This is a genomic window from Microbacterium sp. che218, assembly GCF_040436305.1.
Taxonomy (GTDB): domain Bacteria; phylum Actinomycetota; class Actinomycetes; order Actinomycetales; family Microbacteriaceae; genus Microbacterium; species Microbacterium algihabitans.
Map to the genome: position 1 here is coordinate 2992942 of NZ_AP031501.1, position 23715 is coordinate 3016656.

The 23715-nt window shown below is 71.0% G+C and carries 23 protein-coding genes and 1 tRNA gene; 16 read left to right on the plus strand and 8 right to left on the minus strand.

Features of this window, described 5'->3' with window-relative positions:
* Positions 1 to 59 precede the first annotated feature (59 nt).
* The 5 genes from ABXS86_RS14090 (at position 60) to ABXS86_RS14110 (ending at position 5121) form a co-directional block, all read left to right on the plus strand.
* The gene (locus tag ABXS86_RS14090) at positions 60 to 1079 is read left to right on the plus strand and encodes a helix-turn-helix transcriptional regulator (RefSeq protein ID WP_353664884.1); all 1020 of its coding nucleotides are present in this window, start codon (positions 60 to 62) and stop codon (positions 1077 to 1079) included.
* Positions 1080 to 1127: 48 nt separating this feature from the next.
* Positions 1128 to 1757 carry a DUF1345 domain-containing protein gene (locus ABXS86_RS14095; RefSeq protein WP_353664885.1) on the plus strand — a complete coding sequence of 210 codons (630 nt, stop codon included), beginning with the start codon at positions 1128 to 1130 and terminating at the stop codon, positions 1755 to 1757.
* A 213-nt stretch (positions 1758 to 1970) separates the two neighbouring features.
* Positions 1971 to 2294: a hypothetical protein gene (locus tag ABXS86_RS14100; protein ID WP_353664886.1), complete on the plus strand. Its 324-nt coding sequence runs from the start codon at positions 1971 to 1973 to the stop codon at positions 2292 to 2294.
* Positions 2295 to 2585: 291 nt separating this feature from the next.
* The gene (locus ABXS86_RS14105; RefSeq protein WP_353664887.1) at positions 2586 to 3311 is read left to right on the plus strand and encodes a hypothetical protein; all 726 of its coding nucleotides are present in this window, start codon (positions 2586 to 2588) and stop codon (positions 3309 to 3311) included.
* Positions 3312 to 4773: 1462 nt separating this feature from the next.
* The gene (locus ABXS86_RS14110) at positions 4774 to 5121 is read left to right on the plus strand and encodes a tyrosine-type recombinase/integrase (RefSeq protein ID WP_353666251.1); all 348 of its coding nucleotides are present in this window, start codon (positions 4774 to 4776) and stop codon (positions 5119 to 5121) included.
* Here the strand turns inward: ABXS86_RS14110 and ABXS86_RS14115 are convergent.
* Positions 5112 to 5600 (minus strand): YajQ family cyclic di-GMP-binding protein, encoded by a 489-nt coding sequence (locus ABXS86_RS14115; RefSeq protein ID WP_144832507.1) that lies wholly within the window; start codon positions 5598 to 5600, stop codon positions 5112 to 5114. The two genes, ABXS86_RS14110 and ABXS86_RS14115, sit on opposite strands and share 10 nt — an antisense overlap.
* A gap of 95 nt (positions 5601 to 5695) precedes the next feature.
* Between ABXS86_RS14115 and ABXS86_RS14120 the strand changes: the two genes are divergently transcribed.
* From ABXS86_RS14120 to ABXS86_RS14130, 3 genes are all read left to right on the plus strand, one after another.
* Positions 5696 to 6196 carry an FBP domain-containing protein gene (locus tag ABXS86_RS14120; RefSeq protein WP_307213602.1) on the plus strand — a complete coding sequence of 167 codons (501 nt, stop codon included), beginning with the start codon at positions 5696 to 5698 and terminating at the stop codon, positions 6194 to 6196.
* Positions 6193 to 7074 (plus strand): PfkB family carbohydrate kinase, encoded by an 882-nt coding sequence (locus ABXS86_RS14125; protein ID WP_353664888.1) that lies wholly within the window; start codon positions 6193 to 6195, stop codon positions 7072 to 7074. Before ABXS86_RS14120 ends, ABXS86_RS14125 begins: the two co-directional genes overlap by 4 nt.
* 91 nt (positions 7075 to 7165) lie before the next feature.
* A tRNA-Tyr gene (locus ABXS86_RS14130) sits at positions 7166 to 7250 on the plus strand.
* Between the two features lie 61 nt (positions 7251 to 7311).
* On the opposite strand, the gene ABXS86_RS14135 is transcribed toward ABXS86_RS14130, so the two are convergent.
* Entirely contained in the window at positions 7312 to 7764 is a 453-nt protein-coding gene (locus ABXS86_RS14135) for a VOC family protein (protein ID WP_144832554.1), read from the minus strand.
* 97 nt (positions 7765 to 7861) lie between these two features.
* Between ABXS86_RS14135 and ABXS86_RS14140 the strand changes: the two genes are divergently transcribed.
* Entirely contained in the window at positions 7862 to 8848 is a 987-nt protein-coding gene (locus ABXS86_RS14140; RefSeq protein ID WP_353664889.1) for a helix-turn-helix transcriptional regulator, read from the plus strand.
* Positions 8849 to 8855: 7 nt separating this feature from the next.
* Here the strand turns inward: ABXS86_RS14140 and ABXS86_RS14145 are convergent, their stop codons facing one another.
* Positions 8856 to 9179: a hypothetical protein gene (locus ABXS86_RS14145; protein WP_307213594.1), complete on the minus strand. Its 324-nt coding sequence runs from the start codon at positions 9177 to 9179 to the stop codon at positions 8856 to 8858.
* A 115-nt stretch (positions 9180 to 9294) separates the two neighbouring features.
* A complete protein-coding gene (locus ABXS86_RS14150) occupies positions 9295 to 9663 on the minus strand; it encodes a hypothetical protein (protein ID WP_353664890.1) in 369 nt (122 codons plus the stop codon).
* Between the two features lie 143 nt (positions 9664 to 9806).
* Here ABXS86_RS14150 and ABXS86_RS14155 point away from each other — a divergent pair, with 143 nt between their 5' ends.
* Positions 9807 to 10235, plus strand: coding sequence for a MarR family winged helix-turn-helix transcriptional regulator (locus tag ABXS86_RS14155; protein WP_307213591.1), 429 nt, complete (start codon positions 9807 to 9809; stop codon positions 10233 to 10235).
* Here ABXS86_RS14155 and aztA read toward each other — a convergent pair.
* Positions 10207 to 10857 (minus strand): zinc ABC transporter ATP-binding protein AztA, encoded by a 651-nt coding sequence (gene aztA, locus ABXS86_RS14160; RefSeq protein WP_307213589.1) that lies wholly within the window; start codon positions 10855 to 10857, stop codon positions 10207 to 10209. The two genes, ABXS86_RS14155 and aztA, sit on opposite strands and share 29 nt — an antisense overlap.
* Before the next feature lie 56 nt (positions 10858 to 10913).
* On the opposite strand from aztA, the gene aztB reads away from it, so the two are divergent.
* Genes aztB through aztD form a run of 4 tightly spaced genes read left to right on the plus strand, consistent with a single transcriptional unit; the run spans position 10914 to position 15127 of the window.
* Complete coding sequence (aztB, locus tag ABXS86_RS14165) at positions 10914 to 11768, plus strand: zinc ABC transporter permease AztB (protein ID WP_353664891.1); 855 nt, start codon at positions 10914 to 10916, stop codon at positions 11766 to 11768.
* A 13-nt stretch (positions 11769 to 11781) separates the two neighbouring features.
* Positions 11782 to 12990, plus strand: coding sequence for an ABC transporter (locus ABXS86_RS14170; RefSeq protein WP_353664892.1), 1209 nt, complete (start codon positions 11782 to 11784; stop codon positions 12988 to 12990).
* 1 nt (position 12991) lies between these two features.
* Complete coding sequence (gene aztC / locus ABXS86_RS14175; RefSeq protein WP_353664893.1) at positions 12992 to 13891, plus strand: zinc ABC transporter substrate-binding protein AztC; 900 nt, start codon at positions 12992 to 12994, stop codon at positions 13889 to 13891.
* A gap of 33 nt (positions 13892 to 13924) precedes the next feature.
* Complete coding sequence (gene aztD, locus ABXS86_RS14180; RefSeq protein WP_353664894.1) at positions 13925 to 15127, plus strand: zinc metallochaperone AztD; 1203 nt, start codon at positions 13925 to 13927, stop codon at positions 15125 to 15127.
* Positions 15128 to 15190: 63 nt separating this feature from the next.
* Here aztD and ABXS86_RS14185 read toward each other — a convergent pair whose 3' ends face one another.
* Positions 15191 to 16078 (minus strand): LysR family transcriptional regulator, encoded by an 888-nt coding sequence (locus ABXS86_RS14185; protein WP_144832586.1) that lies wholly within the window; start codon positions 16076 to 16078, stop codon positions 15191 to 15193.
* Between the two features lie 99 nt (positions 16079 to 16177).
* Between ABXS86_RS14185 and ABXS86_RS14190 the strand changes: the two genes are divergently transcribed.
* Entirely contained in the window at positions 16178 to 19633 is a 3456-nt protein-coding gene (locus ABXS86_RS14190) for a bifunctional proline dehydrogenase/L-glutamate gamma-semialdehyde dehydrogenase (RefSeq protein ID WP_353664895.1), read from the plus strand.
* 324 nt (positions 19634 to 19957) lie between these two features.
* Here ABXS86_RS14190 and ABXS86_RS14195 read toward each other — a convergent pair whose 3' ends face one another.
* Entirely contained in the window at positions 19958 to 20632 is a 675-nt protein-coding gene (locus ABXS86_RS14195) for a pyridoxamine 5'-phosphate oxidase family protein (protein ID WP_307213578.1), read from the minus strand.
* A gap of 81 nt (positions 20633 to 20713) precedes the next feature.
* Here ABXS86_RS14195 and ABXS86_RS14200 point away from each other — a divergent pair, with 81 nt between their 5' ends.
* A complete protein-coding gene (locus tag ABXS86_RS14200) occupies positions 20714 to 22120 on the plus strand; it encodes a PLP-dependent aminotransferase family protein (RefSeq protein WP_353664896.1) in 1407 nt (468 codons plus the stop codon).
* Here ABXS86_RS14200 and ABXS86_RS14205 read toward each other — a convergent pair.
* Positions 22117 to 23706 (minus strand): phytoene desaturase family protein, encoded by a 1590-nt coding sequence (locus ABXS86_RS14205; protein WP_353664897.1) that lies wholly within the window; start codon positions 23704 to 23706, stop codon positions 22117 to 22119. The two genes, ABXS86_RS14200 and ABXS86_RS14205, sit on opposite strands and share 4 nt — an antisense overlap.
* Positions 23707 to 23715: the final 9 nt, after the last annotated feature.

Here is a 23715-nt window from a genome sequence, read left to right on the forward strand (position 1 = left end):
CGTGCGGGTCGCGACGCCGGGCGTCGTCTCGGCTGAGGCCGCCGCAGAACGATGGACAGGTGACCCTCGTGTTCCGCGACGCCGCGCTCGAACTCGCCGAGATCGCCGCGCGACCGGGCACGGCGCACGAGCGGGCTCAGGCCCTGCTCGACGAGCTGCAGCTACGCCTGCCGTTCGACGGCGCCTGGATGGCGCTGGCCGAGCCGGACGGCTCGGGATACACCTCCCTGGCGAGCACCGACCTCGACGGGTCGAGCCTGCGCTACCTCAGCGGACCGAGGATGGCGCACGACATCGACCTGACCGGGGCCAACCGCGACCGACCGCCGCTCAGCCTGTCCGATCTGCCGTACGCGGCGCAGGACTTGCAAACCTGGGCCGAGTGCCTGCTTCCCGCCGGCTTCCACGAAGCGCTGTTCGTCGCGCTGTTCGAAGACGGTGGACGCCACGTGGGATTCATGACGGTGCTCTTCCGGCGCGCCGACCCCCCGTCGCCGGCCCTCCGGCGCGAGCTGACTCGACTCGTCCCTCACGTCGCCTCCGGGATCGACCCCGTGCGCTCACTCGCCGCCTCGACGGTGATCGTCCGCGACGCCGGCGCCGGCGTCGTCATCCTCCCCGGGGACGCCGTCGCGCCTCTTCCGGGCCTGCCCGACCACTGTCTGCTCGCGTCCGATTCCCTCCTCGTCGGCGCCGCGCGCGACGTCATCGCGGAGGGCCGCACCTTCGCCACTTTCCTGTGGCGAGGCGGCACAGGGCGAGCACTGCACGATCTGGTCCGTGTGACGGTGCTGGCCGGCGAATCCGACCTCAAGGCAGTGGCCTGCGGCGCGCTCATCCTGTCGTCCCCGAACGATCTGCGCGGACTGACGGCCCGAGAACTCGAGGTCTTGGGGCACGTCATCGAGGGATGTTCCAACCTCGAGATCGCGCGCGCGCTCGTGGTATCGCCCCGGACGATCGCCACTCACCTCGAACACATCCTCGTGAAATTGGATGCCACCTCGCGCGCGCTTGCCGCCGTGCGCGCAGAGCGGGCCGGCCTGTACGTCCCGGTCGCTGGAATCCGCGCGGGGTGACCGCCAGGCAAGGGACTCCCGTCACATCCACCCAACGAAGGACTCCGCATGTCGCATCTCGCCCTGAAGGCCGTCGTCGCCGCGCTAGTCGGCCTGGGGGCTGCCGTGGTTGCCCTCGTCCTTGGGGTACCCGAACTGTCGCCCCTGGTGGGCTGGGTCGTCGCCTCCGGCGTGTTCTTGACCTGGGCCTGGTCCAGGGCATGGCCCGCGGACAGCAGACGCACGCGCTCCCTTGCGCGCCATGAACACCGCTCCCGCAAGCTGGTCGACGCACTCATCATCGCGGCGACCCTTCTGAGCGCCGTGCTGGTGGTGTTCGCCCTCATCCGCAGTCAGCAGGGGGATGTCGTCGGCGCGGCGGCCGCCATCCTCGCCGTCGTGGGGGTTGTAGCGGCATGGGCCCTCGTGAACACCGTCTACGCCTTCAAGTATGCCCGGATGTATTACCTCGACGAGGGGCACCGCTTCGACTTCGATCAAGACGAGGACCCGGCCTACAGCGATTTCGCGTACACGGCATTCTCGATTGGAATGGCGTACAACGCGAGCAACGTCACGCAGTCGTCGACCCCCTCGCGGCGCATCGCGATGGGTCATGCTCTTCTGTCGTATTTCTTCGGCACTTTCGTGGTTGCGGTCGCCATCAACCTGATCACTGGCCTCACCCAGGGAGGATGATGAGGCCACGTCCACGTTGTGGCTGCCGCAGTGGCTTCGCAGAAGCCAGTTCCGGCCGATCTCGGACCGAGCACGAAGCGAGGGGCCAGATTCCTATGGACGTGCCCTCGTCGATTTCGCCGTCTTGCTGTTGATCAGGCGAGTACCCGTGACGAACGGTTACCGCATTGTCCGATGGCGACGATGTCGGACGTGTCGCGTAGCGTCCACCGCGTGTCACGACCTTTGCACCCCGACGTGCTCCTCGGCGTGCAGCTCTCAGCGATCTGCTCGCGACATCGGTACGACCACGACACCGCCCCCGTGATCGCCGACCTGCTCACGGCCGCGGGCGATCGCGCCGACATCCTTGCGATGGAGGCGGGCAGGTGGGCGGGCTACTACGACGACAAGTATTCTGCCGCCCTCGTCGCTGCGATCGTCGCCGAGATCCCCGGCGCCGCGATGTGGACCGCTGACGGTGCTCGACGTCGCGCGGCGCCCGCGCACGGCACTACTGGCTGTGGACTGCCAGTCGGTCCGTCCGCTCCTCGATGAGCCGATGCACCTGTTCAAACAGATCGTCCAGGATGGGCCTCATTCTCGCTTCATAGGCTGAACCCGTGCCCTGCACGGAGTCATCGAATGCGAGCGTTGCCAGTCGAAGAACCTCCGCTAGGTCGTCGGCGGTCGTTCGAATGGGGAGATGGTCCACGCGGTCAGTATCCCGTAACTCCCGTGCTCGGTGCACTCCGCGATCAGGTGCGTCGCTTTTTGCGGTCCTGTGCAACGAAGTGGACAAGTGCTCCCAACACCGCAAGTGTGACGCCAGCCCATAGGCCGACGATCGTGCTCTCCGCCCCAGTCGAGGGTAGGGACGAGTTCGGCGAGCCCGGATTGCGAGAGCCGTCCGAACCCGGCGGCGTCGCCGCCGGTGCCGGTGCCGGTGCCATATCTGTCGGGGTGGGGTCGGAACCCGGACCTCCACCCGCGCCGGGGTTCTCCGGGGGACCACTGGTGGGGGTCCCGGTGGGGCTGGGTGTGGCCGTCAGGCTGGGCGTCGGTGTGGGGCTGGGTGACGCGGTCGGTGTGGTCGTAGGGCTGGGCGACGCAGTGGGCGTCGGAGTGGGGCTCGGCGTGACGGTAGGGCTGGGCGACGCGGTGGGCGTCGGTGTGGGGCTGGGTGACGCGGTCGGTGTGGCCGTAGGGCTGGGCGACGCGGTGGGCGTCGGTGTGGGGCTGGGTGACGCGGTCGGTGTGGCCGTAGGGCTGGGCGACGCGGTGGGCGTCGGTGTGGGGCTGGGTGACGCGGTCGGTGTGGTCGTAGGGCTGGGCGACGCAGTGGGCGTCGGAGTGGGGCTCGGCGTGACGGTAGGGCTGGGTGACGCGGTGGGCGTCGGGGTGGGGCGCGGTGACGCGGTGGGCGACGGACTCGGCGCCGCTACGGAGATGGGGTCGACCGTCGCCGCGGCGCAGCCGACCGTGACTGCGCGTGACGGCGGCGATACCTGGGTGCCGTCTACCGCATCAACAGCGACTTGGTATTGGCCCGGCAGGATGCCCGGGAAGGCGTAGGCCCCGTTCACATCCGTCGTGGTCTCTTCAGCGACGCTGCCGCCGGTGAGGCGGACGACGCGGCCGGCAATGAGGTCGGCCGGGCCGGCCACGGTGCCTGAGACGGTAAAGGACGCCGTGGCGGTGAGATCCGCTGACCCAGGGACGGTCAGATCGCCCCCAGCCGTCGAGACGACGACGCCCGGCGGGGTGGTCGCGGATGCTGCTTGCAGCAGGTAGTCGTCGCGCTGAATGACGTTGTCAAATGCGAAAGAGCCCGTCGATGTGACGGAAGCGGTGGCCACGACGTTCTCCCCGTCCACCGTGAGCTCGACTGCACCGGGGAGCGCGCCAGCGCAGTTCGCGAGGATTGTCCCGTCGATGCGATCGGCGAGCGTCGCAAACCACACCTGTAGCGCCGGGATCCCTCTCTTCCAGGCGGAGGTCACGGTCAGCGAGGACAACTCTGCCGTCGGCATGAGCCACAGTGCCTCGCCCGTGGTGTTGCACCGATCGGGGTCGGTTGGGCAGGCGAGGTCCGCAACGGTGATGGTCGTCCCGTCGTCGCTTACCGTCGGGACGACGTTGCCCGTTGCGGGCAGACCTGAGCAGGTCGAGGCGCGCGGAGAGGCGTCGCAGTAGTTGTAGGCGTCTTGCAGCCCGATCTCCGTGACTGTCGCCGCTCGTGTTCCGACAGTTGCGCTGATCGTCACCGTTTCGGCGTCGATATCGCCCAGGTTGATCCCCCATGTGCCGGCGGGTGCTGGTTCGTCGAAAACGAACGTAGTCGTAGAAGGGAAGGCGGCGTTGTTCGCCGCGGGAGCGATTGAGATATAAGGACGGCCTTGGCTCTGGCCGAATTCGTCGGCGAACGGCGTTCCCTCCGGGAGCCAGGAGGACGCCCCGCCGGACACGTCGACCGCCCGCGAATCAGACACGAACGACGTCGTGGGGAAGCCCAAAGGGAGCTCAACCGATCCCGAGAAAGCGTTGCGGGCTCCGTCCACGTTCCATGAGGCGTAGCCATCACCCGGGGCTGCGACGGCGACCGCCGTCGTCCCCAGCGCCAGGACTAGACCCGTTGCCCCCGCGAAACTCAAAATCCGCCCTATTACATTCCGCATGTTGAGGCCCCCGCCCGATTCGCGTCGTCCGACTCTCGCACAGCGGGCGCCTAAATCCCAGGATGTGAGCTGACTGAGACCTAGAGAGGCGAAAGGGACACAGGTCTTGTCGTTGTCGGACTCGTCCACGCCAAAGGCTCCATCCACCTCGAGCCCGCCGGCTACGACGAGCCCCTCTGGCAGGCGACCATCGAGTTCGACGATGGCGATCTGACCATCCCGCCCTACGTCCTCGCCAGCCTCGCCGCAGAACTCATCGTCGCTGATCGGGGAACTCGACCAGCTGCTTGATGCCGCCCGTTGCGGTGACCGTGCTCGTGGGCCAGTCGGCGACCCGCCTCACCGCGCCCGAAGCTCAGATGTTCCGTACGCTGCGGGGTGACCTGTACCAACGCAACAACGCCGGCGAGGCGTGGCGAGGCATACGCGCTCGAGCGGGCCTCCCCTTCGGCGTCACGCTGCACACGCTGCGTCACACCTTCGCGTCGAATCTCATCGCATCCGGGTGCGATGTCGTGACCGTGCAGCGCGCCCTCGGCCACGCTCAACCGTCGATCACGCTCAACACATACGCGCATCTCTGGCCGTCCGCGGAGGACAAAACAAGAGCGGCGACCGCCGACCTCATGGCCTCGATCGCCGCTCTTGCGGACTCCCCGCGGACTGTCGGAAGAAAATCCCAGGTCAGCGGGGGTGCTTACCGGTAGTTGGTGAACTGCAGGTCGACGTCGAGGTCGGCGGCCTTGAGGATGCGCTGGACTTCCTGAAGGTCGTCGCGCGACTTCGACTGCACGCGCAGCTCGTCGCCCTGGATCTGCGACTTGACGCCCTTGGGGCCCTCGTCGCGGATGATCTTGTTCACCTTCTTGGCGTCTTCTTGCGAGATGCCCTCTTTGAGAGTCGAGGTGATGCGGTACTCCTTGCCGCTCGGCACTGGCTCGCCCGCATCGAGGCTCTTCAGCGAGATACCGCGCTTGATGAGCTTGGTCTGGAACACGTCGAGCACGGCGTTCGCGCGCTCTTCCGAGTTCGCCTTGATGACGATCGAGTCGCCGCTCCAGGCGATGGAGGCGTCGGTGCCCTTGAAGTCGTAGCGCTGTTCGACCTCTTTGTGCGCCTGGTTGAGCGCGTTGTCGGCTTCCTGCCGGTCGATCTTGGAGACGATGTCGAACGAAGAATCAGCCATGGCTCGATTCTATTCGGGAGGTTCGCTCGCGCACCCCCTGGACATCGCGGTCGGGCCCGCCCCGGGTGGTCCGGGCGCTCGTAGACTCGGATGCCATGCGAGCACTCACCGAAGACGAGGTCCGCGACGCGTTCGTCAACGCCGCACCCGAGGAACTGCGGGTCATGAGCCTGCCCCACGACTTCGTCTTGACCGACTGGGATCACCTGGACTTCCTCGCGTGGCGCGACCCTCGCACCCGCGGACGCGGCTACATCGTCGCCGAGCACGAGGGTGAGCCCGCGGCGATCGTGCTGCGCGCGGCCGACGGACAGTCGCGGGCGCGCTCGGCGATGTGCAACCTCTGCCACACGATGCAGCCCGGTGACCAGGTCGCGCTGTTCACCGCGCGCAAGGCCGGCACCGCCGGCGAGCACGGCGACACCGTGGGCACGTACATCTGCGCCGACATGTCGTGCCACGAGACCGTGCGCCTCGCCGCCCCTCTCGCGCCCAGCGAGATCCGTGCGAGCGTCGACCGCAAGATCGACGGCGCGAAGCGCCGCACCGAGGAGTTCGTCGCCCGTGTGCTCGACGCCGCCGAGGTGTCGCGATGACCGCACGCGTGGTCGTCATCGGTGACGCGCTCATCGACGAGATCCGCGACGACACCGGCGTGCGCGAGTTCGTCGGCGGGGCCGCACTCAACGTCGCCGTGGGGCTCTCGCGGCTCGGCGTTCCGGCCACGCTCATCGCGATGGTCGGGGACGATGCGGCGGGAGAGCAGATCCGCTCCTTCCTCGCCGAGTACGACGTCGAACTGCTCGCGAGTCCCGCGCCGCACGGGTCGTCGCGCGCGGTGAGCACGCGTTCGCCCGAGGGCGAGCCCGTCTATGTCTTCAACGAGGCCGCCCAGAACCGCCGTGTGGCGTACGGCGAGGCCGAACGTGCAGCTATTGCCGCGGCTCCCATGGTCGTGGTCAGCTGCTTCCCCTTCGACGACGCGGACCAGACCGCGCTGCTGGTCGAGGTCACGGCATCCGCGTCGACCCCGCTCGCGATCGACCCCAACCCCCGCAGCGGCATGTTGCGCGACCGCGACGAGTTCGTGCGCGGGTTCGAGAAGGCGGCATCCGGTGCCCTTCTCGTGAAGGTCGGCGAAGACGACGCGCAGCTGCTCTACGACGCGCCGCTCGACGACCTGCGGAAGAAGCTCGTCGGCCTGGGCGTCGAGGCCGTGCTCGCGACGTACGGCGCCGGTGGGGCCGCGATCGACGCGGGTGCGACGACCGTCTCGCGGGGCATCTCCGACCTGCCCGGACGCATCATCGACACCATGGGCGGGGGCGACGCCGTGCTCGCCACCACCGCCGCGCTCGTGCGCGACCGGCTGCCCGCGGATGCGGGGGAGTGGGATGCCGTGCTCTCGCGCGCCATGGACGTCGCGGCCGCGACCTGCCGCCACGAGGGTGCTCTGCTGCGCACGCCGGAGTGAGGTCGGCGATGGTTTCGAGCATCGCCCGCGGGATAGTAGAGTGGTCTATCGCGCCTCCGGTCGACTGAACAAGCCGGACGGGTGCGCACCTGGCGAGTTACCCAAGCGGCCAAAGGGATCTGACTGTAAATCAGACTGCATTGCATTCGGGGGTTCGAATCCCTCACTCGCCACCACGAAGAAAAGGGCACCCAAATCGGGTGCCCTTTTCTCGTTCCCGCGGGATTCGTCTGGGGCTCAGGCGGAGACGCTGATGCTCCACGTCACGCCGAAGCGATCGGTGAGCATGCCGAACCCTGCGCTCCACGCCGAGGCGGCCAGCGGCTCGACCACGACGGCGCCGACGGCCAGGGCGTCCCAGTGGCCCTGCAGTTCTTCGAGGGTGTCCGCGCTGAGGGAGACGAACACCGCCTGGTCGGTGACGGTCGTGCCGTTCTCGCGACGGGTGGAGCCTCCGCCGACGATCGGTCCGTCGGTCAGGCCCGGGACGTCGTAGCCCATCACGCGGAAGCCGTTCTCGCCGGCGACGAGGCCGAAGACGACCTTGTCGGAGCCCGGGACCTCGGCCGGCATGCCGAAGTCGGCGTAGGTGTTGACGACGAGGTGCCCGCCGAAGACGCTCTGGTAGAACTCCAGCGCCGCACGGGCGTCACCGCGGAAGTTGAGGTGCGTGGTCGTCTGAATGGTCATGATGCTCCTGTCCGAGTGGGCCCGGGTGGCCCGATACAGGAAGAGTCCCACCCGTATAGGCGCGTTTCTGTCCTAGACCCCGCGTAGCGTGAATCGCATGACCACCACCGCCCGACTGCTCGCCCTGCTGTCGCTGCTGCAGACCCGGCGCGACTGGCCCGGCTCGCTTCTGGCCGTGCGGCTCGGCACGAGCGATCGGACGGTGCGACGCGACATCGAGCGGCTGCGCGAGATGGGATACGCGATCCAGGCGACGATGGGCCCCGACGGGGGATATCGCCTCGGGCCCGGTGACGACCTGCCACCCCTGCTGTTCGACGATGATCAGACGGTGGCGGTGGCCCTCGCCCTACAGACCCTCCCCGCGATCGGCGCCGGCATCGAGGAAGCCGCGAGCAGAGCGCTGGGGACGATTCGGCAGGTGATGCCGGAGCGTCTGCGTCGCCGCCTCGACGCGCTGAAGGTCACGACGGTCCGGGGCGCGGGTGACGCAGCGCCCATGCCGCTTTCGCTCGACGTGCTCGTCACCCTGGCGCAGGCGACCCGCGCACAGGAGGTGCTGCGGTTCGACTATCCGCCCCGCGGCGCCGTGGACGATGGCCCGGCCTTCGGGCCCGCGCGTCGCTGCGAGCCCGTGCGCGTGGTGGCCTCGAACGGTCGGTGGTACCTGCTCGGATGGGATCTCGATCGCGAGGACTGGCGTCTCTACAGCGTCGACCGCGTCCGGCCGCGCACGCCGAACGGGCCCCGCTTCACCCCGCGCGCCGTGCCCGGCGGCGACGTCGAAGAATTCGTCTCCGCGCGCTTCAAGGGGTCGGACGTGAACGAGTGGCCCTGCCGCGGCACCGTGATCCTCGACCTCCCGGCGCACGAGGTGCTGCCGTTCGCGGGGGACGGAACCGTGACCGCCGTCGACGAGGGGCACTGCGCCCTCGAGTCGGGGTCGTGGTCGTGGGGCGCGTTGGCGGCATCGTTCGGTCGGTTCGAGGCCGCGATGCACGTGGTGGGCCCACCCGAACTGGCTGCGGCCTTCGAGACGGTCGCCGAACAATATCGGGCGACGACGGTGTCGGCGGCGCCGTGATCGCAGCTCAGCTCGCCGCGAGCAACGCCTTCGACTTCGTCTCGAGGAACGAGACGAGGGCGCCGAGCACGTTGAGCTCGTTGCCGAGGTTGACCAGTTCGACGCAGCCGAGCTCGATGGTGGCCTCGCGGGCTTCCATCGTCGCCTTCCAGCTGCCGTCGCCGCCGGCGATCGGCTGGAGATAGGTGATCGTCTTCGCCTCGCTCAGGTCGACGACGATGAGCCCGGTGTCGGGGTCGGTCTCGTCGTCACGTTCCAGAACGCGGATGTCGCTGCCGGTGAGGTAGCCCATCGCCCGGAACTCCGCGAGCCATGCGTCGAGAAGTGCCATGTCGATCAGCGTGCGTACGGGCACGAGCGTCTCCGATCCAGGCGCGTGAGCGTCACGCGTCCGACCAGTATGAAGCCCGCTGCGCCATTCTGGCGAGCGGGCGTCATTCGTGCTATCAGGCGGCGAGGACCGAGCGGCCGACCGGGCGCGCGGAGCGCACCGGAGTGCGGGTCGCCTCTTCGGCGGATTCCCACGTGCGGGTGTCGATGACGAGACCCGACGCGGCGTTGGCCTGGTCGGCCAGGCTGCGGAGGTAGTCGCCGACGAGCTGCTCCGGCTCGACGGAGTCGAAGACGAAACGCAGGGGGATGGCCGGCTGCAGCCAGATGGTCGAGCGGCCGGGCTCCTCGGTGGTGCCGGTCCACGTCAGCGTGAACGATTCTCCGCGACGGAGTTTCGTCGACGTGATGACCTTGATGTAACCCATCAGACGGTCGGGCAGGGCAATGGGAGCGATGTCAGAACCGTAGTAAAGCTTTGCCATGACGATCTCCTTCAGTCGGGGTCGGTCGGGCTAATCGCTAAGGTACCAGAAATTTAACGGGATTAATTAACTTCGCAAAATATTCGAGATCTTCACTAAGGTGGGGTTGTGGCCGGCCGGGCTACGCTGAGGAGGTGGTGACAGTGGCACACACCTCTGTTCTGATGCAGGCGCTGGACGAATACGTCGCGGTGCGCGACGAGAGCATCGCGAAAGCGCGGATCGACCTCGGAGTGAGCGAGCTCGAGGCCGAAGCGCTCCGGTGCATCGGTGAAGAACCCGGCATCCGCCCCTCGAATCTGCGCGGTCACCTCGGGGTGACGGCCGCGGGGGTCACGACACTGGTCGATCGGCTCATCGGCCGCGGCCTGTTGCGCCGCGAACTCGACGCTGAAGATCGCCGCGTCAACCACATCTACCTGCAGATCGATCTCGACGCCGAGCCCTGGTCCGCGTTGCGCAGCTTCCCCCGTCGGGTGGAGCGGGCCGTGGCCGCGGAGCCGGTCGAGAGCTCGCGGGCAGCGGCCGAGCTGCTCCGTCGCATCACGGAGCGGGTGCGCTCGCGGGCGTGAGTCGCCCCGCCTCGATGCGGATCACCTGATCCGCTGACGAGATCAGTCGGTCGTCATGGCTGACGCAGACCACGGCGACCCCGCGCGCGACCTCGTCGGCGATCGCCCTGTGGTTCAAGGCTGCGCTGGCGGCGTCGAGCCCCGTCGTCGGCTCGTCGAGCAGCAGGATGTCGGCGGTGCGCGCCAGGCCCTGGGCGAGCAGGGCACGCTGGCGCTGGCCACCCGACAGGCTCGAGAACGGGTGCCGGGCGAGATCCACGATGTCGAGCCTGAGCATCGCGCCATCCACCGCTTGACGCTGTGCGCCGGTGACCCGTCGGAGCAGTCCGGCGCCGCCCCACGCACCCACGACGACCACGTCGCGCACGGTGAGGGGGAGGTCGTCGGCGACGGCGGCGCGCTGGGGCACGAAGGCTCGCGACCGGGGTCCGGCGTCAACGGTTCCGGATGCCGGCGGCCGCGCTCCCGCGAGGATCTCGAGCAGCGTCGACTTGCCCGCCCCGTTGGGTCCGACGATCACGGTGAGGGCGGCCTCGGGGATCTGGGCGTCGACCCCTGCGAGCGCGGCGATGCCGCCGTAGTCGGCGCGGAGGTCTGTGCCGACCAGGGCGTGAGAGATCATGGCATCCATCATATGAGTTTGAGAATCGTTCTCACTTAACGCTACGGTCGAGCACCATGACCGCGCTCACCGATCCGTTCGCCCTGGAGTTCGTCCAACGGGCGATGCTCGGCGGCACGCTCGTGGCGATCCTGTGCGCCGTCGCCGGCACCTGGGTCGTCGTGCGGGGGATGGCGTTTCTCGGTGAGGCGCTCGCCCACGGGATGCTGCCCGGCGTGGCTCTGGCGACCGTTCTCGGGCTGCCCGTGCTGCTGGGCGCCGCGGCGAGCGCCGTCGCCATGAGCCTCGGCATCGGCGCGCTGCGCAGACGGGCGAAGCTCTCGTACGACACGAGCATCGGCCTGCTGTTCGTCGGCATGCTCGCTCTCGGCGTCATCGTCATCTCGCACGCCGGGAGCTTCGCGACGGATGCCACGGCGATCCTCTTCGGCGACATCCTGGCGATCGGCGTCGACGACCTCGTCGTGCTCGCCATCGCGGTCGTGATCGGGGTGGGGGCGGCGGCCCTGGCCCACCGGTCGCTGGTCGCGCTCGCCGTCGACGAACGCGTCGCGCGCGTGCTGGGCCTCGCGCCGCGACTCGCCCAGACCGTGCTGGTCGGTCTCGTCACCCTCGCGGTGGTCGCCTCGTACCAGGCGGTCGGGTCGCTGCTCGTGGTGGGACTGCTCGTCGCTCCCGCGGTGGCCGCGCGGCAGTGGGCCACGCGCCTCGGATCGACCATGGTGCTCGCCGCGGTGATCGGCACGGCCGCCGTCGCCGTGGGCCTCGTCGTGTCGTGGCATGCGGCCACCGCCGCCGGCGCCACCATCGCCGCCACCGCGATCGCCGCCGCCGGGCTCTCGTGGGCCGTCCGCGCCGTCATCGTGGCGATGCGCCGCCGCACGGCATCCCTCGTCCTCTCGTCCGCCTGATCCGGAAAGCCCCATGCCCCACCTCTTCTTCCGACGCCTCCCCGCCGTCGGCCTCCTCGGCGCGCTCGCCCTGACCGGCTGCGCGGCCCCCGTCGACGGCCCCGCCGCCGAACCGGTCGACACGCACGGAGCGATCGCCGGCGCGTCCGAACTCGCCGAGCCCGCTCTCGGTCTGACCACGATCGACGGCGACGGACACGTGTCGCACCTCGACCTGCTCGACGAGACGACCACCGAGCTCGGACGGGTGCGTGCGCCGGAGACGGTGCACTCCGACGGTCGCTACCTGTTCGCCGCGGATGCGGAAGGGCTCTCGATCGTCGACAGCGGAGTGTGGACGTGGGATCACGTCGACCACTTCCACTATTACCGCGCGCCGACTCGTGTCTTGGGCGAGGTCGCGGGGGAGGGGGTCGCCACGGTCGTGACCTCGAACTCCTCGACGACCGGCGGCACGGGGGTGTTCTTCCCCGGTTCCGGCGAGGCGGTGCTGCTCGACACCGAGGCGCTCTCGGCGGGCGAGATCGTCGAGCGGTTCCGTCTCGAGCGCGCGGCCGGGGCGGGCATAGTCGTGCCGGCGGGGTCGTTCGCGGCTATCGCCGCGGGCGACGAGGTGACCCTGCACGCCGCCGACGGTGAGGAGATCGGGACGAGTGTTCCGTGCATCGAGCCGAGGGGCACGATCACCACCCGGGTCGGAGCGGTGATCGGATGCCGCGACGGGGCGCTCCTGGTCACGGTCGCCGAGGCCGTCCCCGTCGTCGAACGCATCCCCTACCCCGACGGCGCGACCGCGCCGCGCGCCACCGCCCTCGCGAATCGCGAGGGCCGGCCGACTGTCGCCGCCGTCGCCGGCGAAGCGGGCGTCTGGATGCTCGACACCCGGGAGCGGTCGTGGACGCTCGTGCCGACCCCGGAGCCGGTGGTGCAGGCGACCGCGGTCGACGACAGGGCGCAGAACCTCCTCGCCCTCACCGCCGACGGGCGCGTGCTGGTGCTCGACGGTGCAACGGGGGAGCTGCGGGCGCAGACGCCGGCGCTGGTCGGCGCGAGCCTCGCCGCGGCCGAACCCGTGTCGCTCATCGCCGACCAGCAGCGGGCCTACCTGAACGGACCCGCCGAGGGTCGCCTGTGGGAGGTCGACTTCGCCGACGGCGCGCGCATCGCGCGGGAGTTCACGCCGTCGCGGACCCCGCTCTTCGCCGCCGAGACGGGGCGCTGAGGTGCGCCGCTTCGCCGTCGCGGCCCTCGCCGCCGTCACCCTGATCCTCGCCGGATGCGCCGGGGGCACGGCATCCGACCGCCCTCTCGTCGTCGTGTCGACGAACATCCTCGGCGATGTCGTCTCGCAGCTGGTCGGCGACGACATCGAGGTGCTGACCCTGATGCGGCCCGGCAGCGACCCGCACTCGTTCGAGATCTCCGCGGCCGAAGCCGCGCGGATGCGCTCGGCCGACCTGCTCGTGACCAACGGGCTCGGACTCGAGGAGGGACTGCAGCAGCACCTCGACGCCGCTGCGGCCGCCGGGGTCGAGACGGTCGTGGCCGGGGATGCCGTACGCGTGCTGCCGTACACGTCGACGGATGCCGAAGGAGCCGACGACCCGCATTTCTGGACCGACCCCGCGCAGATGATCGCCGTCGTCGACCGGCTCAGCCCGGCCCTCGAGAAGCTCGGCGACCCGGCCGTCACCACGCGGTCCGCCGACTACCGCGCGCAGCTGGAGGCCCTGGATGCCGACATGACCGCGACGTTCGCGGCGATCCCGGCGGACCGACGCGCCCTCGTCACCAACCACCACGTGTTCGGCTACCTCGCCGAGCGCTTCGACTTCCGCCTCGTCGGAGCGGTGATCCCGGGAGGGACGACCCTCGCCGCCCCCAGCGCGAGCGACCTCGCCGACCTCGTGGCGGCGATCGACGAGGCGGGCGTGCCGACGGTGTTCGCCGAGAGCTCCTCGCCCGACCGCCTCGTGCGGGCCCTCGCCGACGAGGCCGACCGCGACGTCGTCGTAACCGAGCTGTTCACCGAGTCGCTCACCGACGCGAGCGGCGACGCCCCCGACTACCTGACCATGATGCGCGTGAACACGCAGCGCATCGCCACCGGGCTCTCACCCTGACGAGACCCACCCCACCTGAAGAAAGAGACACGAATGCGCAGCTTCTCCCTGCCCCGCGCGGGCCTGGTCGCCCTCGCGATCGGCGCGACCGTCACCCTGTCGGCGTGCGCCGGCGGAACCGGCCCCGGGTCGGCCGCCCCGGCGTCGAGCCCGGCGACCGACACCGCCACCCGCGTCGCCCTGTCGTACCCCGGCGGCATCGTCGTGCTCGACGGCGACACCCTCGAGACCGTCGCCGACCTCCCCTCGGAGGAGTTCACCCGCCTGAACGCGGCTGGCGACGGGCGGCACGTCATGGTCACCACGAGCGCGGGCTTCCAGGTGCTCGATGCCGGCACCTCGACGACCGCCCCTGAGCTCACCGACCTGGTGTTCGAGGCGGCCAAGCCCGGCCACGTCGTCACCCACGGCGGAAAGACGGTGCTCTACGCCGACGGCACGAGCGACTCGACCATCTTCGACACCGACGCGCTCTTGGCATCCGCCGACGAGCTTCCCGAAGTCGAGACCATCCCGGGCGTCGAGGCGCACCACGGCGTCTCGATCGTGCTCGAGGACGGCACCTTCCTCACCACGGTGGGCAACGCCGACGGCCGCAACGGCGTGGTGGCGAAGGACGCCTCCGGTGCCCCCATCGCCGAGAGCAGCGACTGCCCCGGTGTGCACGGCGAAGGCACCGCCAAAGACGAGGTCGTCGTGTTCGGCTGCGAGGACGGCGCCCTCGTCTACGACGCCGGCACCTTCACGAAGCTCACCGCCCCCGACCAGCCCTACGGCCGCATGGGCAACGCCTACGTGAGCGAGAACAGTGCGCTCATCGTCGGCGACTACAAGGACGACCGCGACGCCGAGGGCTACCTGCTGCACCGCCTCGCGCTGATCGACACCGCCGCGAAGACCCAGCGCGTGGTCGACATGCCCGCGGGGGCGGAATACACCTTCCGCGACGTGGCCCGGGGTCCCGGCGATCTCGCCTACGTGCTGGCATCCGACGGGGCGATCCACGTGCTCGATCCCGCGACGGGGGAGTTCACCGACGCCTTCGCCGTGATCGATCCGTGGGAGGGACCGGTCGAGTGGCAGGACGCCCACCCCGCGATCAAGGTCTCGGGTGATCTCGCCTACGTGACCGAGCCGGCGAAGAACGCCGTGCACGCGGTCGACCTCACCACCGGCCAGATCGTGAAGAGCGCGACGCTCGAGCAGACGCCGAATGAGATCGCGCTGACGAAGTAAGCGCTCGCTCCCGCACGGGCGCTCCCTTCGCAGAAACCGGTGCGGGATCTGTGAGGGGAGCCCCTACCGACCGCCCCGGTCGTACGCCACCTGCAGTGCCGCGCGCACCGCGCGTACGCCGGGGCGGTCGGCGGTTCCGCGCCGCACGGCCGTGAACACCTCGCGCCGCGGCTGGCCGGGAAGACCGACGAGCCGCACGGGCGGGGCCTCGCCCGCGAAGACGAGGTCGGGGATCATCCCCACGGCATGACCGGATGCCACGAGCCGGGCGTGCGCGGTGAGGTCGGCCATCTCGAAGCGCACGTCGGGCTCGAACCCGGCGGCCCGGCACTGCTGCGTGGCCCACTGGCGGGCGGCGGTTCCCACCGGTTCCATCACCCAGGCGCGCTCGCGGAGGTCTTCGAGGTGCTGCGCGGGGTCGTCGTGCGCGACGGCGAGGCGGATGGCGTCGCGCCCCAGGAGCCCGCGCTCGAGGCCCTCGCGGTGCTCGCGCGTGTGCCCGGGGTACTGCTCGGCGACGGCGAGGTCGAAGCCACGCGCAGCGACCTCGAACAGGCCCTCCTCGGGGGCGAGTTCGGCGACCTCGACGCGCAGCTGCGGCTCGCTCTCGGCCAGGGCGTCGAGGGCCCGGGGGAGAAGGCCGTGCGCGGCGGACTGCATCACGGCCAGACGCACCGGCGCGAGGGAGGGCCGCATGCGCTCGAGCTCGGCGCGCGCGGCCTCGTCGGCGGCGAGCATCCGCGCGGCGTGGGCGGCGAGGGCGGCGCCCTGCGCGGTGAGGCGCACGCGGCGTCCGTCGGGCTCGAGCAGGGGGACTCCGGCCTCCTTCTCGAGCAGCGCGAGCTGCTGCGAGATGGTCGACGGGCTGTAGGCGAGCGCCTCGGCGACGGCCGCGAGGGTGCCCCGCACCGACAGCTCGTGCAGCAGGCGCAGACGGCGCAGATCGAACATGGCATCCCTTCGACTTCATCGAACAGTATGCGTCAGGAATCATCGCTTTTCTCGAACGGACGCGAGCCTCATGCTGAGAGCATCCGAGGAAGGATCGCCATGTCGCTCACCGATGTCCCCGACACCACGTCCGGCACCACCCCCGCCGCACTCGTCTCTCCGCACGAGCTCGCCGACGAGGCGATCGCCCTCGTGCGCCGCTGGCTCGCCGAGAGCCGCGACGAGCCCGTCGACGCCGCCGCCCAGCGCCTCGCGGGCGTCCTCCGCGACCCGCACGGCCTCGACTTCACCGTCGGCTTCGTCGACGGCGTCGTGCGCCCCGAAGACGTGCGCGTCGCCGCGCGCAACCTCGCCGCCCTCACCCCGCTCATCCCGGGGTTCCTGCCGCTGCACCTCAAGGCCGCGATCCGCCTCGGCGCCTTCGCCGCGCCGATCCTGCCGCAGTTCGTCGTGCCCGCCGCCCGCACGGCGCTGCGCTCGATGGTGCGCCACCTCATCGTCGACGCCACCGACCGCAAGCTCGGCGAGGCCATCACCTCGATCCGGGGCCGGGGCGACGGCATCCGCCTCAACGTGAACCTGCTCGGCGAGGCGATCCTCGGCAAGAAAGAGGCCGCGCGCCGCCTGGCCGGCACCCGCAAGCTGCTCTCGCGCGATGACGTCGATTACGTCTCGATCAAGGTGTCGTCCACCGTCGCCCCGCACACGCCGTGGGCCTTCGACGCCGCCGTCGCCGACGCGGTCGCCGCCCTTCGCCCCCTGTACCGCGTGGCGAAGGAGACGGGGACCTTCCTCAACCTCGACATGGAGGAGTTCAAGGACCTCGACCTCACCCTCGCCGTGTTCGAGACGCTGCTGTCGGAGCCCGAGTTCCACGGCGTCGAGGCCGGCATCGTGCTGCAGGCCTACCTGCCCGACGCGCTCGCCGCGATGATCCGCCTGCAGGAGTGGACCGCCGCGCGCGTGGCATCCGGGGGAGCCCACATCAAGGTGCGCGTGGTCAAGGGCGCGAACCTGCCGATGGAGCGGGTGGATGCCGATGTGCACGACTGGCCGCTCGCCACCTGGCCCTCGAAGCAGGCCACCGACGCCTCGTACAAGGCCGTGCTCGACTACGCGCTGCGCCCCGAGCACACCGCCCACGTGCGCATCGGCGTCGCCGGGCACAACCTGTTCGACGTCGCGCTCGCCTGGCTGCTCGCCGAGCGACGCGGGGTGACCGGCGGCATCGACGTCGAGATGCTCCTCGGCATGGCGACCGCGCAGCAGGCGGTCGTGCGTCGCACGGTCGGCTCGATCCTGCTCTACACCCCCGTGGTGCACCCGCAGGAGTTCGACGTCGCGATCGCGTACCTCATTCGTCGCCTCGAAGAGGGCGCGTCGAGCGAGAACTTCATGTCGGCGGTGTTCGACCTCGACACCCACGCCGCGTTGTTCTCGCGCGAGCGCGACCGCTTCCTCGCCTCGCTCGCCGACATGCCCGAGGGCGTGCCCGCCTCGAACCGCGTGCAGGACCGCTCGGCCGAGGCCGCTCCCGCCCCCACGCACGGCTTCCGCAACACCCCCGACTCCGACCCGGCGATCGAGGCGAACCGCGACTGGTCGCGGGCGATCGTCGCGCGTATGGAGGACTCCATGCTCGGCGCGCAGACCATCGCCGACCACACGGTCACCGACGAGACCGCGCTGAACACGCTGATCCAGGACGCCGCGGATGCCGCCGCGTCGTGGCAAGCCCTGGGGGCGGCCGGTCGCGCCGAGATCCTGCACCGCGCGGGCGACGCCCTCGAGAAGCGTCGCGCCGACCTGCTCGAGGTCATGGGCGCCGAGTGCGGTAAGGTCATCGAGCAGAGCGACCCCGAGGTGTCGGAGGCGATCGACTTCGCCCACTACTACGCCGAGCAGGCGCGCACCCTCGAGACCGTCGACGGCGCGACCTTCACCCCGGTCGGCGTGACGGTGGTCACCCCGCCGTGGAACTTCCCCGTCGCGATCCCCGCGGGCTCGACCCTCGCGGCGCTCGCCGCGGGCTCGGCCGTGGTCATCAAGCCCGCGGGCCTGGCCGAGCGCTCGGGCGCCGTCATGGTCGAGGCGCTGTGGGAGGCCGGCGTCCCGCGCGAGGTGCTGAAGCTCGTGCAGGTGTCGGAGAACGACCTCGGTCGCCAGCTGCTCACCCACCCCGCCGTCGAGCGGGTCGTGCTGACCGGCGCGTACGAGACGGCCGAGCTGTTCCGCTCGTTCCGCCCCGACCTCCCGCTGCTGGCGGAGACGAGCGGCAAGAACGCCGTGATCGTCACCCCCAGCGCCGACCTCGACCTCGCGGCGAAGGACGTCGCGATGTCGGCCTTCGGCCACGCCGGACAGAAGTGCTCCGCGGCATCCCTCGTCGTGCTCGTCGGGTCGGTCGCGCGCTCGCGTCGCTTCCGCGACCAGCTCGTCGACGCCGTCACCTCTCTCGAGGTCGGCCTGCCGTGGGACGAGGCCTCCCGCATCGGACCCCTCATCGAGCCCGCGAACGGCAAGCTGCTGAAGGCCCTCACGAGCCTCGAGCCCGGCCAGCGTTGGGTGGTCGAGCCGCGCAAGCTCGACGACGAGGGGTCGCTGTGGCGCCCCGGCATCCGCGAGGGTGTGCAGCCCGGCAGCGAGTTCCACCGCACCGAGTACTTCGGGCCCGTGCTCGGCATCATGACCGCCGAGACGCTCGACGAGGCGATCGAGATCGTCAACGCGATCGAGTACGGCCTCACCTCGGGCCTGCACGCGCTCGACGAGGCCGAGATCCAGCAGTGGCTCTCGCGCATCGAGGCGGGCAACGTCTACGTCAACCGCGGCACCACCGGCGCGATCGTGCAGCGTCAGCCGTTCGGCGGATGGAAGAAGTCGGCCGTCGGCGCGGGCACCAAGGCCGGTGGACCGCACTACCTCTTCGGGTTCGGAACGTGGGCGGATGCCGAGACCTCGGCGCCCCGCACTCCCGACGCGCTCGCCGCCCCGGCCCTGGCCGCCGTGCCCGCCGCCGACCGCGAGTGGGTGGCATCCGCCCTCTCGAGCGACGCCGCCGCATGGGCCGAGGAGTTCTCGCTGGCCCGCGACGTGACCGGCCTGGAGTCGGAGCAGAACGTGCTGCGCTACGCCGCGGTGCCCGTGACCGTGCGCGTCGAAGACGCCTCGGAGGCCGCGCTCGTGCGCGTGGTCGCGGCGGGCGTCCGCGCCCATTCGACGGTGACGGTCAGCTCGGCGCGCGAGCTCTCGCCCGCTGTGCGCGCGTGGCTCGAGGGCGTGGGTGTTCGGGCTTCGGTCGAAGACACCGCCGACTGGGGCCGCCGCGCCGCACGTCTGGCCCGCACCGGTGGCCGTGTCCGTCTGCTCGGCGGATCGCCCGTGGCAGTGGCCGAGGCGACGAACGGCTCGCCCTCGGTGGCCGTCTACGCCGGCGAGGTCACCCGCGCCGGGCACGTCGAGCTGCTGCCGTTCCTGCGCGAGCAGGCCGTGTCGATCACGGCGCACCGCTTCGGCACGCCGCGCCGCTACGAGGTGCCGCCGCTGGTCGGCTGACGACCTCGGCGGACGGGGCTGCACCTTCGGGGGCGGCCCCGTCCGTCGTTTCCGCGGCGGACCGGTGCCGGGACCGCCGTCGTGCGGATGCCGCGGGCGACACGCCGGTCGGTGTGGGCGGGGGAGCGGTGTGTGGGGGCTGGCGTCCGCACGACGGTCGTCCCCGACGGGTGGGGCCTTTTCGACTGGAGTCGTCGGGGACGTGTCGTCGTCCCCTGCACGGGACCGCCGTCGTGCGGATGCCGCGGGCGACACGCCGCCCCAGGGTGCGGGGCCGCGGCGTGTCGGGGCCCGCATCCGCAGGACGGCGGGGCCCGAGGGGCTTCAGGCCGTGCCCGAGGCCTCGACGCGGCGCGCGGCCCGACGGACCGACTCCGGCACCGGCGTGCCCGCCACCGTCTGCGGTGAGGTGACGGGGTCGCCGGCGACGACCCGCAGCGGCAGCATCCCGGCCCACACGGAGCGGTCCTCGCCGTCGTCGTCGACCTCGACGAGCGAGCCCGCGTTGTCTTTCACGCTCGCTTCGGCCAGCGGGATGCGCAGCACCAGGGTCGCGGCGATCTCGCGTGCGGTCATGGGTCGCACGTCTTCGCTCCGCCCCGGCATGAGGTGCTCCGACAGGGTGAGCAGGGCCGCCTCCTTCTCTTCGGGAGGGACGACGGATGCCACGGCGTGCACCACCGCGCAGCGGTAGCGCATCGAGCTGTCGAACAGCGAGCGGGCGTACTTCAGGCCCATCAGGTGCGTGATCGTCAGGCTCACCGGGGCTCCCTCGGCGATGCGGCGGAAGAAGTCGCTGCCGGTCGAGCCGTGCACGAGCAGGTCGTCGCCGTCGCGGCCGATGCCCACCGGGAGGGCCACCGGCCGGTCGTCGCGGACGATCGCGAGGGTGGCGAACAGGGCGGTGTCGATCACGTCGTACAGGGCGGCGCGGTCGGTGCGCTGGTGGTGGGCGCCACGGCGGACGCGCGTGAGGGTGGTGAGCGGAAGATCGGTCATGTCTCCATTGCAGGGCACCCGATGGCCCAGCGCGTAGTCCGGTTCTGCGTGGTTTCGATGGACCAGTGACAGAATCGTCGCGTGATCGATGTCGGCATCCTGGACCGTGGCGCCCCCGCGCCCCTGCACGAGCAGCTCGCCCACGGCCTGCGCGCCTCCATCCTCGCCGGTCGAGTGACCAGCGGCGAGGCGATCCCCTCGACGCGGGCACTGGCCGCCGACCTGGGGCTCGCTCGCGGCACGGTGGTCTCGGCCTACGAGATCCTGACGGGTGAGGGGTACCTGGTGGCTCGGCCCGGCGGCGGCACCGTCGTCGCCGAGATCGTGCGTCCCTCCGAGCCGCGGTCTCTTCCGGCCGTCGCGGCCGCACCCGTGCCCACCCCGCCCGTCATCGACCTGCGTCCGGGGCGGCCGGGGACGGCGGGCATCGTCGACGCCGCATGGCGCTCGGCATGGCGACGCGCGAGTGCGCTCGAGGTCGCCGCCGACGTGGCCGACGTGCTCGGCGATCCCACCCTGCGGCGGCAGATCGCCGCGCACCTCGGCCGCACCCGCGGGCTCGACGTCGCCCCCGACGACGTCATCGTGACGGCGGGGACGAGCGATGCGATGCTGCTCACCGTGCTCGCCCTCGAACCCCGCGGGGCGCGGCTGCGGGTCGGCATCGAGAACCCCGGGTATCCGCGCGTGCGGCATCTGCTCGGCCGCTTGGGCGTCGAGGCGGTGCCGATCGCGGTGCGACTCGGCGCGGGTCTCGACCTCGACGACATCGAGGAGCGCGACGACCTCGACGCGATGATCGTCACCCCGCACCACCATTACCCGTTCGGCAGTCGGCTGGATGCCGCGGCCCGGGCCCGTCTGCTCGCGTGGGCGGCCCGCACGGGAGCCGTCGTCGTCGAAGACGACTACGACAGCGAGTTCCCCCACGGCCGCGTGCCGCTGCCGCCCTTGCACCTGCTCGATCCCGCGAGCGTGGTGCTGATCGGTTCGCTGTCGAAGGTGCTCACCCCGGCGCTGCGCTGCGGGTGGATCGTGGCGACCGGGGCGTGGCGCGAACGCCTCGCAGCCGCGCGCGCCGACCTCGATCCGTCCGTCTCGCAGGTGCAGCAGGCGGCGCTGGCCCTGTACCTCGGCGACGGAGCCCTCGCTCGGCACACCGCCCGACGCCGCCGCGACTACCGCCACCGGCGCCGGCTGATGCTCGAAGCGTTCGCCGGTGTCGAGGGCGTGACGCTCACGGCCACCGACGGGGGACTGCACGCCGTCGTCCTGCTGCACGGTTCCGCGCGCGAGGCGGAATCCCGCATGGTCGCGGCGCTCTCGGCCCGCGGCATCGTGGTGGCGCCCCTCGCGGGATACGCGGTGCCGGGAACCGAGACCGAACTGCCGCCGGGCGTGGTGTTCGGGTACGCCGAGCCGTCGACTCCCGCTCTGATGGGGGCGGTCGAGACGATCATCGCGACCGCCCGCGCGGCGACGACCTAGCCGCCGAGCATCTCCAGCGCGGCCATCGCCGCGTTCTGCCCGCCGATCCCGCTGACGGCACCGCCACGCTGGGCGCTCGACCCGCACATCAGCACCCGCGGATGAGGAGTGGCGACACCCCACCGCTCGGCCGGTGTCGAGGCGGGCGCCTCGAGCCACGGCCACGAGAGCGCCCCGTGGAAGATGTCGCCGCCGGCCATGTTGAGCGCGCGCTCGAGGTCGGTCGTCGTGCGCGCCTCGATGCACAGGCGTCCGTCGGGGGCACGGTAGATGCAGTCGCGCAGCGGCTCGGCCAGCACGGAGTCGAGCGAGGCCTGCGCCGCGGCCAGCAGGCGCGCTCCCGCGGCGACCGGGTCGGTGTCGTCGAGCAGGCGGTGCGGCACCTGCAGGCCGAACATCGTGAGCGTCTGCGCCCCCGACGCCTGCAGCTCCTCACCGAGGATCGACGGGTCGGTCAACGAGTGGCAGTAGATCTCGACGGGGAGCGGGTCGGGGACGAGACCTCCGGATGCCGCGGCGTAGGCGGCATCGAGCTGCGTCATGGTCTCGTTGACGTGGAACGTGCCCGAGAACGCCTCCTCCGGCGTCACCGACTCGTCGCGCAGGCGCGGCAGGCGGGAGAGGAGCATGTTCACCTTGACCTGCGCTCCCTCGGGCTCGTCGCCGCCGATCGTCGCGGAGCCACCGGCCGCGAGCAGGCCGTCGAGCACCGCGCGTCCGACCCCGCTCAACACGAGGTCGCCGCGGAAGACCTCGGAGCGGTCGGTCATGGTGTGCACCTCGCCGTCGGGCCCGATCGAGACCACCTCGACGCCGGTGAAGATCTCGACACCGAACGAGCGGGCGGCGCGTTCGAGCTCGGCGGTCACGGCGCCCATGCCGCCGACGGGGACGTCCCAGTCGCCCGTCCCTCCGCCGATCACGTGGTAGAGGAAGCAGCGGTTCTGCGCGAGCGAGGGGTCGTCCGACGTCGAGAAGGTGCCGATGAGGCCGTCGGTGAGGGCGATGCCGCGCACGAGGTCGCTCTGCAGCGACCGGCGCAGGAGGTCGCCGAGGGGGCGGCTCGTGAGGGCCTCCCACAGCTCGTCGTCGCCGAGGCGCTCGCGCACCTCGTCGGCGGTGGGCAAAGGCTCGGTCATCGTCGGGAAGACCGCGCGTCCCAGGGGCGCCAGGCGCTCGCCGAAGGCCGAGAAGCGTTCGGCCTCGGCGGCACCGTCGTCGCCCAGCGTGCGCGTGAACGACGCGGCCGTGGCCTCGGCGTCGTGGGTGTCGACGAGGATCCCGCGCGAGGGGTCCGCCGGGTCGGGCGTGTAGGACGAGTACCGGCGGCGCTTCACGGTGATCTGCAGGCCGAGGTCGTCGATGATCTGCTGCGGCAGCAGGCTCACGAGATACGAGTAGCGCGACAGGCGGGCGTCGACTCCGCGCCACGGTCTCTCCGACACGGCGGCTCCGCCCACGGCATCCGCCCTCTCGATCACCGCCACGCGGCGCCCGGCGCGCGCGAGATAGGCCGCGGAGACCAGGGCGTTGTGCCCGCCCCCCACGATGACGACGTCGTACTGGCGAGAATCCGAGGTGGTCATGAGCCCACG